At 66.1% G+C, this 13,844-nt stretch carries 8 protein-coding genes; 2 read left to right on the top strand and 6 right to left on the bottom strand.

Going from position 1 to position 13,844, the window contains the following annotated elements; translation table 11 throughout:
* Window positions 1–132: 132 nt before the first annotated feature.
* The 6 genes from H4O13_11800 to H4O13_11775 form a co-directional block, all read right to left on the bottom strand.
* Window positions 133–2,706 carry a serine/threonine protein kinase gene (locus H4O13_11800; GenBank protein ID MBE5316070.1) on the bottom strand — a complete coding sequence of 858 codons (2,574 nt, stop codon included), beginning with the start codon at window positions 2,704–2,706 and terminating at the stop codon, window positions 133–135.
* A 4-nt stretch (window positions 2,707–2,710) separates the two neighbouring features.
* Window positions 2,711–2,932: a hypothetical protein gene (locus H4O13_11795; GenBank protein MBE5316069.1), complete on the bottom strand. Its 222-nt coding sequence runs from the start codon at window positions 2,930–2,932 to the stop codon at window positions 2,711–2,713.
* A gap of 1,207 nt (window positions 2,933–4,139) precedes the next feature.
* Entirely contained in the window at window positions 4,140–6,716 is a 2,577-nt protein-coding gene (locus tag H4O13_11790; GenBank protein MBE5316068.1) for a serine/threonine protein kinase, read from the bottom strand.
* Window positions 6,717–6,720: 4 nt separating this feature from the next.
* Complete coding sequence (locus H4O13_11785) at window positions 6,721–7,287, bottom strand: sigma-70 family RNA polymerase sigma factor (protein ID MBE5316067.1); 567 nt, start codon at window positions 7,285–7,287, stop codon at window positions 6,721–6,723.
* 597 nt (window positions 7,288–7,884) lie between these two features.
* A complete protein-coding gene (locus H4O13_11780; protein ID MBE5316066.1) occupies window positions 7,885–9,489 on the bottom strand; it encodes a peptide chain release factor 3 in 1,605 nt (534 codons plus the stop codon).
* A gap of 113 nt (window positions 9,490–9,602) precedes the next feature.
* Window positions 9,603–10,520 (bottom strand): M23 family metallopeptidase, encoded by a 918-nt coding sequence (locus tag H4O13_11775; GenBank protein MBE5316065.1) that lies wholly within the window; start codon window positions 10,518–10,520, stop codon window positions 9,603–9,605.
* A gap of 124 nt (window positions 10,521–10,644) precedes the next feature.
* On the opposite strand from H4O13_11775, the gene H4O13_11770 reads away from it, so the two are divergent.
* Both H4O13_11770 and H4O13_11765 read left to right on the top strand, forming a co-directional pair.
* Window positions 10,645–12,480, top strand: coding sequence for an LTA synthase family protein (locus H4O13_11770; protein MBE5316064.1), 1,836 nt, complete (start codon window positions 10,645–10,647; stop codon window positions 12,478–12,480).
* A gap of 110 nt (window positions 12,481–12,590) precedes the next feature.
* Window positions 12,591–13,643, top strand: coding sequence for an Hpt domain-containing protein (locus H4O13_11765; protein MBE5316063.1), 1,053 nt, complete (start codon window positions 12,591–12,593; stop codon window positions 13,641–13,643).
* Window positions 13,644–13,844 lie beyond the last annotated feature (201 nt).

The raw sequence follows: 13,844 nt of genomic DNA, 5'->3' as shown, positions 1-13,844 counted from the left end.
GACAGGTCGTTCGAAGCGGTCTCGGCGAAAACGCAGCGCGGTCGATTGGCTTTGTGCCCCGGTTCTGTGTGGTGCGCAAGGGGAAGCATTCGTGTTCCTGGCGGTTGCGCGATTATTTCCTATACTCTCTCTCTAGTTGTCAAGATCCATCAGAATTCTCGCGTTGCGCAGCCTTTCGGCGACGTGCCAGCAATTTTCTCTGAAGGTTTCGGTTTTGGAGGTGCACTCCCTGCTTTTGATTGCCATGCCAAGTGCGAGCATTTGGTTACTCAGGTTCGCCCGGCTTCGCGTAAGATGGGCGTCCCTGTATTCCGGCGCTGACAGCAGGGCTAAGGCCTGATCGGTCTTGCCGCTGGACATCATTGCTATTGCCAACTGGGTTTGGGTCTGCAGTGTAATTGGTGCCAGCCTCGGGTAAAGTCGTCTAGTGATTTCGTAAACTTCCTGCAGTATTGACTCTGACAAATTCAGACTTTCGGTGCTGCCAATTTTCTGCAGGACGTGGGCGTAGTTGAGCCTGTGCTGGCTTACTAGTGCGTGTTCCCGGCCTAGCGAGCCCTCGAGAATTGCCAGGGCATTCTGGTACGCGTGGGCCGCTTCATTAACTTGTCCGAGACCCAACAGGGATTTGGCTTTGGCTGCAGTGCCGAGTCCAACAAGCGTGCTGGACTCACCGTACACTCTCTTGAGTTCGCTTAGCTCATTTTCGAGATGATTCACCACTGACTCATCTGCTGATACGTCGCTAAGCTGAATTAGTCGGATCAGTCGAGATCTGGCTATGCGAGCATGATCGCTTGGCAGTTGGCTGTGTTGCCACGCGATAACGTTCTCCATCAGGTTTGCGGCATCTCTGTGACGGCCTGCCAGTCCGAGTGCTGCAGCTTCGGTCCAGCGCAATTCGGTCGCAATGCTCGATTCAGGGCCGAGGTTGAGAACCTGTGATTCCCTAATTGCTGAATTCAGGATCGAGATCGCTTCGTTGTTCTTGGATCGTGTCATCAAGATGCGAGCGTGAGCCAGCTGGAATTCCAGTCGCGATGTGGTCTGCAGGCTGCCGAGCCGCTCGAGGTGTTCTTCTGCCTTGCTTGCGTTGCCATGCCTTGCCATGGCCATGGCGCCTGTGAAAAGAATGCTTGAAAGAATTTCATCCGGGAGTTTATTGGTCGCTTCTACAGCGAGAGCTCGATCTACCCAGGTCGACGCTCGATTGTTCTGAGACAGGTCGAGCTCGACTCTCGCCAACGTCGCAGCTAGTCGCGCGAAAAGCTGCGGTTGCTGAGCTTCAAGTGCTTCGACGCCCGCTGTCGCGGCATTCAGAATGTCGCGGGCAGTCACCTTGTCACCTGATGCCCGCCCCGGATCCGCATTCCGAAACGCCGATTCCAGAATCTCCACCACCTGCAGCGCGCGATCGCGCTCGATCACCGCGAGGTTGCGCTGTTCGCGCAGCTCCATGGCCTGCAGGGCGAGGCCGCTGCCGAAGACGGCGATGGCGGCCACCAGGGCCGTTGACAGCCCCACCGCCACGCGGTGCCTGCGAATGAACAGCCGGCTTCGATAGGCCCAGCTGGGGGCCCGCGCCGTGACCGGGCGGCCTTCCAGCCAGCGCTGCAGTTCGGCGTCGAGCGCGTCGACGTTGCGATAGCGCTCGGTGGGGGCTTTGCGCAGGCAGGTGGCGACGATGGCGTCGAGGTCGCCCTTGAGTTCGCGGGCCCAGGGCAGTGCGCTGCGCTCGCTCATCAGCGGCGGTGCCACCTGCAGCACCAGGCGCTCGATCTCGGCAGCGCGCAGGCCCTGAAAGTCGAAGGGCAGGGCGCCGCTGAGCAGCTCGTACGCCAGTGCGCCCAGGCTGTAGACGTCGCAGGCCACGCCGGCCGGCTCGCCCAGCAGCTGCTCCGGCGCGCTGGCGTTGGGCGTGAAGAAACGCTCGGCGGTGCGGGTGACGCTGGCCTGCGCGTCTTCGATCGATTTGGCGATGCCGAAGTCGAGCAGCTTGGGCTGGCCGTCGGCGGTGACCAGCACGTTGTGCGGCTTGATGTCCCGGTGCAGCAGCAGGCGATCGTGGGCGTGGGCCACCGCGGCCAGCAACGTGCGCAGCAGCTCGACGCGGGCGCGCAGGCCGAGGCTGTGGCGCTGGCAGAAGTCGATGATCGGTTCGCCCTGCACGGCCTCCATCACCACATAGGGCGTGCCGTCGGCGAGGCTGTCGGCGTCGATGAAGCGGCAGATGCCGGGATGGTCGAGCGCGGCCAGATGGCGGCGCTCCGCTTCGAAGCGGGCGAGAAGTCCTTCACCCGCGCGGTCCGGACGGATCAGCTTGATGGCCACATCGCGGCTGACCGGCCCGTCGCTGCGGCGCGCGAGATAGACGCGCCCCATCCCGCCTTCGCCGAGCAGGCGCAGCACCTGGTAGGGGCCGACCTGTGCGGGAGCGGGGTCCAGCTCGGGCAAGGCCTCCTGCAGCAGGGGCTGGATCTGCGCGGACAGGGTGGCGTCGAGCGGGCCCGTCTGGGCGTCGCGGTCCAGCAGGGCGCGCAGCTCGCGTTCGAGTTCGGGGAACTCAAGGCCCAAGGCCAGAATCGCCGCCTCGCGCTGCGCGGGCGGCACATCGGCAACGGCGTCGAAAGCGGCCAGAAGCTGCTGGCCGAACGTGGCGCTGTCGCAGTCCACCCCGGAGGCGGGGCGGGGCGTGTCGGTGCTCATGGCGTTACGGGCTCAGATGTTCGGCCAGCCAGGCGCGTGCAAAGCGCCATTGACGGCCGACGGTGGCGGTGGAGCTGCCCATGACGCCGGTGATCTCGTCCACGCTCAGGCCGCCGAACACGCGCATCTCGACCACGCGGACGCAGTCGGCATTGATCGCGGCCAGCGTCTGCAGCGCGGAGTCGAGCTCCAGCCAGTCCAGGGGTGCGGGTTGGGCGGGCTCGATGGAGGTGAATCGCCGAGATCGAGGACAGAAAGTGAAAACTGGCCGCGAGTTGAGACGTAGGCGAGCCTGACGGCGTAGTCGTTGAGGGTGCGGGCAGCTCGGTCATGGTGTGCAGGAAATCTGCGTTGGGACGATCCACAAGACGACGCGAATCGTCACCGCTTCGCTGGAGTGATACATGAGACGACGGCGCATGCAACCCGGTTCTGCGTGCTGCCAGTTGGAAAACCTCGACTCCCCAGCTGCCCTCGCCAAGGCGCGCGCAGAGGCACGGCGGCGCCACAAGCAGTTCGTAGCTGCCGGCGTGGGTGCAGCTCCGCTCAGGAAGCACCTGAACTGTCTGCTCCATCCGGCCCGCGATGGCTGTGTGCAGCGGATGCGGGACAAGGCGGGGGACGCTGATGACGTCAACGTCCCCCGCGCCCACCGCCTCCGTCCCTGGAGGCGATTGCTGACGCCTAGCCCGATTGCGGCGCCGCCATACGCGCCGCTCATCGAACCGGGGAGTGCAGCTACGCAGAAATCGCTCGGTACTTTGGTGTCCACTTCACCACGGTGGGGCGGGTGGTGCGTTGGGCTGGCAAGCTCTAGTGAGTAAGCCTCGATGCGAAGAAGCTGGATCTGACCCGGTTCGCTTACATCTGGGGGTCCGGGGGCGTCGGAGTCGGCAGGGTTGGAAGATTCGGGTCCTCGACCGTGCCAATCACGAGACCTGTGGCAGAGCAGCTTACGATTCGCTCGCCGTGCGAGCGCAGGCCTCCACGCGATTGGGCAGAAAGATGGACTACAGCCTCGCCAACATAGTTCCCGCAATCAATCAACTGAGTGGGAGATTGGCTGACGAGTGGCTGATGCAGGGTCAGTCCCGGAGTGTGTGACCAGATGTAGGTCAGACCTGCGCCCTGCGGCCAAACAACGCATGCGAGTTGACGGCCGTGTTGCGCGCACTCGAGCGTAGGGTGGGGGGGAGCACCATCTTCCGGGCATTCCATACGGCAATCAGCGCCGCCTTCGCGATCGCCCTCGCCGCCTGGTTCTCCAGGGGTGCTCCCGGAAAAAATGACATCGCCGGTTATGAGCGGCACGAGGAATGAATCTCCGGGATCGGAACATCCATCGTCTATCTCGACGGTGTTAATGTTACAGTCGGCGGCAAAGCTGATCTGGCCGAAAAAAATCGCAGAAAAAAGCGCGCACAATCTGAGTTTCACTCTGGCTCTCCTTTTGTGAGGGGGCGGACTTCCGTGCGGGAAAATGCCTTCGCAATTGATTCGCACTCGCCCATCCAATGGGGATCCATCGAGCTGCACGGAGAGGCTGCCATAAGATCTTGAAGCGAGCTGCGATAAATTGCAAGGCTGGAGGGGTCGATTGCATCGTTTGAGCTTCTATTGGCTGCATTTTCTCCAATTTCGAATGCCTTAGTCCACTCCTTTCTGGATAGGTGGGCGTTAATAAGGCTTCTCTCGGCAGTCATTGTGATTGGACTCCAAGGGCGGTAGCTGCTCGAGCACGTCGCATACGCCTCTGTTAACAACTCAACAGATTCGTCTGGAGCTGGTTTTGTCCGATCATTGTGGAGGACTCCTGAGAGGATCATTTTGAGCCTAACGGTATCGACATGCTCGGCGCCTTTGGATAAAGTCTGGACGGCCAAGGCTTGTCGAAAGTGGGGCAGGCTCTCTTCGCGTCGCCCGACCTTGTTTAAGAGATCTGCCAGAAGCATTCGTGCGGACGCGCTTTCGGAGCTGTTGGGGCCGAGGATGTGCAGCATCTCCTCCAAGAGATCCTTTGTGGGCTCCAACAATTCGATAGCAGGGCTATTAATGGTTCGAAAGCGAAGTGCGTAGTGTCGGGATCTGAGCAGATAGGGGTGACTATCTGAAAGAGCCGTGCGCTGCCAATCGATAATCGTCCCAAGGTAACTGAGTGCAGCTTCGACGCTGACGGATCTCATTATCGAGACTGCACGCAGCCATCTAATCTCATTCGAAATCAGTATGGATGGATCCGCAAGGCCTTTGCTCCCATCCAGTTCTATGGCACGAGCGGTAATCGCCAAGACAGTGGCATGGTCGCTCATCGCGGAGCTATATCGTGCTCGCGCGAGGCTGTGAAGCGCCGTGTTCGTAATCGGTGCACTTTCGGCCTGGACAAGCAGCTCGTCGGCTCTCTTCAAGTTTCCGTACCGCGAATTCGCGAGTGAGCCAACGAGCAAAAGCTCTTCGGAGTAGGGGGTGTTGGGTTGATGCGCTTCTAGGGCGCTCTCTATAAGCGCGGCCGCTCTCTCATGATTTCCGAAATCCAACTCGACCTTTGCGAGCGTAGCGGAAAGTCGGCCAAACACCTGGGGCTGCGATCCCTTGATCGATTCAATGCGCGGCGCCGCCGCATCCAGAATCTGCCGCGCGGTGACCTTGTCCCCCGCCGTCCGCCCCGGATCCGCATTCCGAAACGCCGACTCCAGAATCTCCACCACCTGCAGCGCGCGATCGCGCTCGATCACCGCGAGGTTGCGCTGTTCGCGCAGCTCGATGGCCTGCAGGGCGAGGCCGCTGCCGAAGACGGCGATGGCGGCCACCAGGGCCGCTGACAGCCCCACCGCCACGCGGTGCCTGCGAATGAACAGGCGGCTGCGGTAGGCCCAGCTGGGGGCCCGCGCCGTGACCGGGCGGCCTTCCAGCCAGCGCTGCAGTTCGGCGTCGAGCGCGTCGACGTTGCGGTAGCGCTCGCTGGGGGCTTTGCGCAGGCAGGTGGCGACGATGGCGTCGAGGTCGCCCTTGAGTTCGCGGGCCCAGGGCAGTGCGCTGCGCTCGCTCATCAGCGGCGGTGCCACCTGCAGCACCAGGCGCTCGATCTCGGCAGCGCGCAGGCCCTGAAAGTCGAAGGGCAGGGCGCCGCTGAGCAGCTCGTACGCCAGTGCGCCCAGGCTGTAGACGTCGCAGGCCACGCCGGCCGGCTCGCCCAGCAGCTGCTCCGGCGCGCTGGCGTTGGGCGTGAAGAAACGCTCGGCGGTGCGGGTGACGCTGGCCTGCGCGTCTTCGATCGATTTGGCGATGCCGAAGTCGAGCAGCTTGGGCTGGCCGTCGGCGGTGACCAGCACGTTGTGCGGCTTGATGTCCCGGTGCAGCAGCAGGCGATCGTGGGCGTGGGCCACCGCGGCCAGCAACGTGCGCAGCAGCTCGACGCGGGCGCGCAGGCCGAGGCTGTGGCGCTGGCAGAAGTCGATGATCGGTTCGCCCTGCACCGCTTCCATCACCACATAGGGCGTGCCGTCGGCGAGGCTGTCGGCGTCGATGAAGCGGCAGATGCCGGGATGGTCGAGCGCGGCCAGATGGCGGCGCTCCGCCTCGAAGCGGGCGAGAAGTCCTGCACCCGCGCGGTCCGGACGGATCAGCTTGATCGCCACATCGCGGCTGACCGGGCCGTCGCTGCGGCGCGCGAGATAGACGCGCCCCATCCCGCCTTCGCCGAGCAGGCGCAGCACTTGGTAGGGGCCGATCTGTGCAGGGGCCGGATCCAGCTCGGGCAGGGCTTCCTGCAGCAGGGGCTGGATCTGCGCGGACAGGGTGGCGTCCAGCGGGCCTGTCTGGGCGTCGCGATCGAGCAGGGCGCGCAGCTCGCGTTCGAGTTCGGGGCACTCAAGGCCCAAAGCCTGAATCGCCGCTTCGCGCTGCGCGGGCGGCACATCGGCAACGGCGTCGAAAGCGGCCAGAAGCTGCTGGCCCAAGCTCGCGCTGTCGCGGTCCGCCGCTGAGGCGGGGCGAGGAGTTTCGGTGCTCATGGCCTTACGGGCTCAGATGTTCGGCCAGCCAGGCGCGCGCGAAGCGCCATTGACGGCCGACGGTGGCGGTGGAGCTGCCCATGACGCCGGTGATCTCGTCCACGCTCAGGCCGCCGAACACGCGCATCTCGACCACGCGGACGCAGTCGGCATTGATCGCGGCCAGCGTCTGCAGCGCGGAGTCGAGCTCCAGCCAGTCCAGCGGCGCGGGTTGGGCGGACTCGACGCGGTCGATCTGCGCGTCCAGATCCACGCGGACGGCATCGCCGCCGCGCTTCTGGCTGCTCTTCTGACGCAGATGGTCGACCAGAATCGCTCGGATGGCCGTGGCGGCCACTGCGTAGAAGTGGCTGCGGTTCTCCCAGTCGACCTGCTGCTGCCGATGCAGGCGCTCGTAGGCCTCGTGGACGAGCTCGGTCGGCTGCAGGGTGCGTGCGCCGGGAAAGCGCGCGAGCTGGCTCTGGGCGAGTTCGCGCAGGATCGGGTAGAGCGTGGACATCAAAGCCGAGGCCGCGCCGGGCTCGCCCGACCGCCAAGCGTGCAGCAGCGCTGTGACTGAACTGTCGGACATACGGATCCCGGGCGGGCTGCGCCCTGTCTGCGGCATTCCAAGGTTCGGCGTGCGCCACGGCGAGGCGCGGGCGAGCCGACGTGCCCACACCCCGAGAGCGGACGGCTCAGAAAACCGGAGCCGCTCATCCAGTCGGTGCGTGGGCGCGACATGCTAGCAGCGGCTGCTTATGGTGCAGTGCGGCAAACCTGAACTGAAGGCAACCAGAGCGCTTGCATTGCGACGAGGCTGAAGACTCCAGCGTTCTCGCGCGACCTGGAGGGCGCGCCCGCGGATCGAGCACGTCGGTGCTTGATCCAGCGCGAGCGAGTCCGGACAGGTGCCGGGCTCGCGACCACTGATCAAGGCCCGGATGGACTTGATCAACCTTGCCTTCGGCGGCTTCGCGACCGGCGGCCGTCGAGCCCGCAGTGGGCCGTCTCGCCCGTGCTCGGAGGGCGCTGAGATTGCCGACGCCTTGCCGAGGGCGCGCGGGAACGGCGAAAGCAAGCGCGCTGCCCAACTGCAAGGGCGTTAGCTGATTCGATGCCTGCGGGTCGCGCGGTCGGCACAGGCGTCCGGCAGCCGTCGCGGCAGGCGAAGCGTGTCGGCAGGCGCTCAGTCGAGCCCCACCGCCTGCGCATGCTCGCGCGTCGCATCGAATCGCACGTCCGGCCAGCGTTCCTGGGTGAGCTGCAGATTGACGCGTGAGGGCGCGAGGTAGACCAGATGGCCGGCAGCATCAATCGCCAGGTTGTTGGCGTTGCGCTCGCGAAACTCTTCGAGCTTCTTGGCGTTGTCGCAGCGGATCCAGCGGGTGGTCGCGACGCTGACCTGCTCGAAGCTGGCGTCGACGCTGTACTCGTCCTTGAGGCGATAGGCGACCACGTCGAACTGCAGCACGCCGACCGCGCCCAAGATCAGGTCGTTGCTCATCAGCGGCTTGAAGAACTGGGTGGCGCCTTCTTCGCTCAACTGGGCCAGGCCCTTTTGCAGCTGCTTCAGCTTGAGCGGATCGCGCAGGCGCGCGCGCCGGAACAGCTCAGGCGCGAAGTTCGGGATGCCGGTGAAGAACAGCGGCTCGCCTTCGGTGAAGCTATCGCCGATCGAGATGGTGCCGTGGTTGTGGATGCCGATCACATCGCCTGGCCAGGCCTCGATGGCGATCTCGCGGTCGGAGGCCATGAAGGTCAGTGCGTTGGCGATCTTCATGTCCTTGCCGGTACGCACGTGGAAGGTCTTCATGCCGGCGGTGAAATGGCCGGAGCAGATGCGCATGAAGGCCACGCGGTCGCGGTGCTGGGGGTCCATGTTCGCCTGAATCTTGAACACGAAGCCGGTGAGCGGCTCCTCGCCCGGCGCGACCTCACGGCTGCTGGTCGCGCGCGGGCGGGGCGAGGGCGCGTGCTCGACGAAGAAGTCGAGCAGCAGCTGCACGCCAAAGTTGTTCACCGCCGAACCGAAGAACACCGGCGTCTGCTTGCCGGCCAGATAGTCCTCAAGCACGAAGGGCTGGGCCGCGCCCTGCACCAGCTCCAGCTGCTCGCGGGTTTCGGCCAGCAGCTCGGCGCCGACCAGCTTGGCCAGGCCCGGGTCGTCCAGGCTCGGGAAGATGGTCGAATCCTGACGGGTGAAATTGCGGCCCGACTCGAACACGTGCACTTCGCCGGTCACAAGATGCACCACGCCCTTGAGGCGCTTGCCCATGCCGATCGGCCAGGTGATCGGCGCACATGCGATGCCCAGCACCTGCTCGATCTCGTCCAGCAGTTCGATCGGGTCCTTGCCCTCGCGGTCGAGCTTGTTGATGAAGCTCATGATCGGCGTGTCGCGCAGGCGGCAGACCTCCATCAGCTTGATGGTGCGTTCCTCCACGCCCTTGGCGACGTCGATCACCATCAGTGCGGAGTCGACCGCAGTCAGCACGCGGTAGGTGTCTTCGCCGAAGTCGGCGTGGCCGGGCGTGTCCAGCAGGTTGACGATGTGACCCTCGTAAGGGAACTGCATCACCGAGCTGGTCACCGAGATGCCGCGCTCCTTTTCCAGCGCCATCCAGTCGGAGGTCGCGTGGCGCGCGGCCTTGCGGCCCTTGACCGAGCCGGCCATCTGGATCGCGCCGCCGAACAGCAGCAGCTTCTCGGTGAGCGTGGTCTTGCCGGCGTCGGGATGGGAAATGATGGCGAAGGTGCGGCGCCGCAGCGCCTCTTTCGCGGCTTCGGTGATCATGGGCAGGCAGTCGCCGTCAGCGACGCTCGGGGCAGCAAAGGGGCGCGGATTCTACCGCAGCGCCTGACTCCGGCCCGGTGGCTTCATCCGATCCGAGCTCAGTCGCTGATTCAGGGCGCGCCCGGAATCCGCAGCGCGCCGCTCGGGCCCTGCATGCGGAAGGGCACCGATTCCAGCTTCAGCCCGCGGTTCACTTGCACCGCGAAGTGCAGGTGCGGGCCGGTGGAATAGCCCGTGCTGCCGACTTCGCCGATGACCTGGCCGGCGCGCACCCGTGCCCCAGGCCCGACGCGCGCCGATTCCGGCGCCAGATGCGCGTACAGGCCCATGCTGCCGTCGGCATGCAGCACCCGCACGAAGTTGGCGCGCGCGCCGTACTTCTCCAGATCAAGGCCGGCACCGCGGAAGTCGTCGGCGATCTGCATCACGACGCCCTCGCGCGCGGCGAGCACCGGCGTTCCCTCAGCGGCGCTGAAGTCAACCGCGTGCCTGGACTCGGGTGAGGTGTGGCTGAAGCGCCCGCCCCAGCTCTGATCGATGCGCCAGGCGCTGCCCTCGATGGGAACGGTGTAGTCGACGTCGTCATGCACGGCGCTTGGGTCACCCGGCATGGCCTGCAGCTGCAGCGAGAAGCCCCAGCCTTGCGCGGGGTTCTGAGGCCCGAACACCGCCACCCGCTGCTCGCCTTCACCGGTCAGCACGGTCCGCAGGGGCAGGGCGGGTTCGCTCTGCAGATTGCTCGCTTCGGCGGCGATCAGCTGGATCTCCAGCGGCCCGTGCAGGACGTTGCCGACCACCGCATGCCGGAGTTCGCGATCGGTCTCGACGCGCAGGCGGGCGATCTGCTGCACTTCGGCGCGCACCTGGATTTTCTCCACGCCCTCCAGGCTGTCGGGCGGTCGGTCGGTGTAGTGCACCGTGCCGTCGGGGCGGACCACCTTGTAAACCGTCTGCGCGCTGGCAGCCGGGGTCAGCGCGAGCGCGAGCGAGATCAGCAGAGACAGGCGGAGTGGCGGGCGTCGTGGCATGCGCAAAGTGTAGCCAGCCCCAAGCGCTTGAGCCCGGTCAGGCGGAGCGGGCGAGCAGGAGCTTCTGCAGGCGAAGCCGGGTAAGCGCATCATGTGGCGCCCTCGCCCCCCAGCCCACGCCTTCGTGTTCGCATCGCCCTCCCTGTCGCTGAGCCATCTGCTGAAAGTCCTGCATCGACTGGCGCCCTACCTGCTGGCCACGGCGCTGGTGCTGGTCGCTGTGCTGCGGGCGCTGAAGGTCGAGGCGGTGTTCGGGCCCAACGCCAACTGCGGCGGCTGCATGGGCCGCGCCGCGTTCGGTCAAGACGCCTGGCTGCTGGCCCTGGGCCTCGGCGGCGTGGCGCTCGGCCTGTGGCTGCCGCGCGGCCTGCTGCGCGGAGCGGCGATGCTGTTGGCCGTGTGTCTGCTGCTGCTGATGCTGGCCGACTTCTCGATCCTCAGCGTGCTCAACACGCGTCTGTATCTGCTTGACGTGTTCAAGTTCGGCGCCGAGTGGGATGCCACGGAGCGCTTCGCTCACGCCATCCTGCAGCAGCAGCCGGTGCTGCTTCCGGGCCTGGCTGCGCTGGGTCTCGCCGTGCTCGCGCTCAGCCTGTGGCCGCAGCCACGGCATCCGCGCAGGGCTGCGACGCTGGGGGTGGGCAGCGCGCTGATGTTGGGGCTTGGCGCCGCGCTGGGCGGCACCGCGCCGGCCCACGTCAACGGCGATTCCTTCATGAATCTGTGGCAGCTGCATCGCGAACAGGGCGTGTCGCAGACCTACAGCCCCGCCTTCGTGCAGGCGCTCGAACAGCGCGTCCAGGCACCGACGCTGCACTGCGAGGCTGGGCAATCGCGACGGTCCAACGTGCTCGTGCTGATCTGGGAGTCGCTGTCGACTTACCACAGCGCGCTGGGCCGTGAGACCGGGAATCTCACTGACAGCTGGGTGCCGGAGTTCGACGCCGCAGCGCGCGCCAACACCTGGTTCAGCGCCTTTCATGCCAACGGCTTTACCACCGATCACGGCCTGATCGCGCTGATTGCTGGCGATTACCCGCTGCCGCAGCCGGGCCGCTATGCCAGCCTCAAGGCCTTCGCCGGCTTCGAGGACCCGGCGACGGCGCTGCCGAGGCAGCTGCGCGAGCACGGCTACTGGAGCGGCTTCTTCACCACCGGTGACCTCGGCTTTCTCGACAAGCCAAGCTGGTTCAAGTCGCTAGAGTTCGACTATTGGGAGGGCGCCGAGCATCCGTTCTACGAGGGCTTGCCGCGCGGGCCGTTTGCGGCAGCGGACGATGCCGCGCTGTACCGCCGGGTGCTGCGGTGGTTGGGGGATGCCCCCGCCCAGCCCTGGGTCAGCTTCCTCCTCAACGTGGAATCGCATCCGCCTTTTCTCGATCGCGACACCGGCGCGCTCAGCGAAGAGGCCGCCTTTCGTCGCGCTGACCGCGCCTTCGGCGAGTTCTACCGCGCCCTTGAAGCCCGCGGATTCTTCGAAGACGGCGTGCTGATCGTGCTCGGCGACCACCGCAGCATGACTCCGCTGTGGCCTGAGGAGCGCGAGCGCTTCGGCGAACGCGCGCTGGCCCGGGTGCCAATGCTCGTCGCAGGTGCCAGCGGTTTGCCGCCCGGCGAGATCAGCGCGCCCTTCCAGCAGACCGACCTGCTGCCCTCGCTGCGCCAGCTGGTCGCCGCCGAGGCCTGTCACCGCAGCGACCAGGGGCGTTTCCTGCGCCCTGATCCGCAGCCGCCGTCACTGGTGGTGCACGTGCGCGGCGACCAGCGCAGCCGCATCGATCTTTACAGCTCGGTGGGCGAGGGCGCGCTGCTTCTGCGCGGCGATGACAGCCAGCTGGTCGGGGCGCTGCCGGCCGATGCGCAGGCCTTTGCCGATCAGCTTCACCTTGCCCGGGCTCGACGCGGGGTCTTGGACAGCGACGTGCCGGCCATCCTCCGCATTGTGACCGGAGCGGAATAGCCCCCTGTCACCGCGATGCGCGTCGCGGCCTGGCATGGACCGCGCCCGCCCGCTCCTGCGATCATCCAGCCCCTGGTGCGCCACAGCAGTTGCCGTGGTGATGACTTTCCTTGATTGCCGACCCGCAGGCCGCCTCGATGTGGATCGACCCCTTGCGTGCCCGCATCGACAGCGCCACCGCGGAGGAACGGCTGTTCGCCGAGTTCCTGATCGAGTGGGCGCAGGCGCGTGGACAGCTGCTGCGTGCCTTGGCCGAGTGCGAGCATGACCCGAGCGCGCCGGCTGCGCTGAACGCGCTGTTCCGCGCCCTGCATTCGCAGAAGAGCGGGCTGCGCATGCTGCGGCTGGATGCCGCAGCGGATCTTGTGCATGCCCTTGAAGACGTGCTGCAGCCCGTGCGCGAGGGTCGCCTGCCGCTGGATGATGCCCTGCAAAGCCTGTTGAAGCGCAGCGGCCGCCTGCTCGATCAGAGCTTGCACGGCCACGGCTTGCAAGCGTCGGCCTACACCTTGGACCTCGATCCCGTCACGCGTGGCCTGCAGCGTTTGGCGCCCGGCGGTCGCGAGCGTGAGGAGCAGCTCGCCGTTCTGCAGATGCTGCTGGACCCGTGGAGCGCCGATGTCGGTCGCGCCGATGAAACCTCGCTGCAGGCCGATCTGGACATGTTCCGCCGCATCGGCGGCGCAGCAGACGTGCGCCTGCAGCGCGAGGCGGACGCGGCGCTCTGGCGAGAGCAGATCGCCACGCGCCTGCACGCCGCAAGCGGCATTCCCATGGCGCCAATGCAGGTGCAGGGCGCAGCGCTGCTCTGGAACGTGGGGCGAGCGCAGCTGCCCGCCGATCTGCGGCTGCTGGAGCGAGCGCCGGCAGAAGAAGCGCGCGGATCGGTCTGGCGTGGACATGCCGCGATCGCTGCGGCGTTTCTTGAATCGCGTCCGCGCTGGCGCGAATGCGCCAGCCTCCTCGGTCGCCAGCTTGAGCCGCGTCGTGGCGGGCCGGTCGAGCCGGTGGTGGAATGCGTGGCGCTGCTGCGGGCGGTCGCCGCTTGGGTCGCCGCGGGCGGTCGCCAGAGTCTGTCCGACGCCGCCGTGCGCGGTGCCAGGGCAAGGCTGGGAGTTGAGACAGGCTGGTTGGATGCATTGGTCGCGATGCTGGAGCGCTGAGTCTCACCGCGCGTGGAGCTCGCACGCTCTCCGCTCACGCAGTTCGCGGCTGTCGCTGGCGCCGCGCTGCTCTGCCTGGAGAAAGCACAACAGGGGAGTGCGGGCACCGAGTGGGCTGTCGCTGGCAGCTCCGCGGGCGCCTAGGCCTGCGTAGGCAACGCGACACCGGGCCTGTCATCGGCGCGCAAAGCGGGGCGGTGA

It is taken from the genome of Lysobacterales bacterium, from assembly GCA_014946745.1.
Taxonomy (GTDB): domain Bacteria; phylum Pseudomonadota; class Gammaproteobacteria; order Xanthomonadales; family Xanthomonadaceae; genus Aquimonas.
Note: the sequence above shows the minus strand (reverse complement) of the source record. Positions and strands in the feature narration are given on the sequence as shown.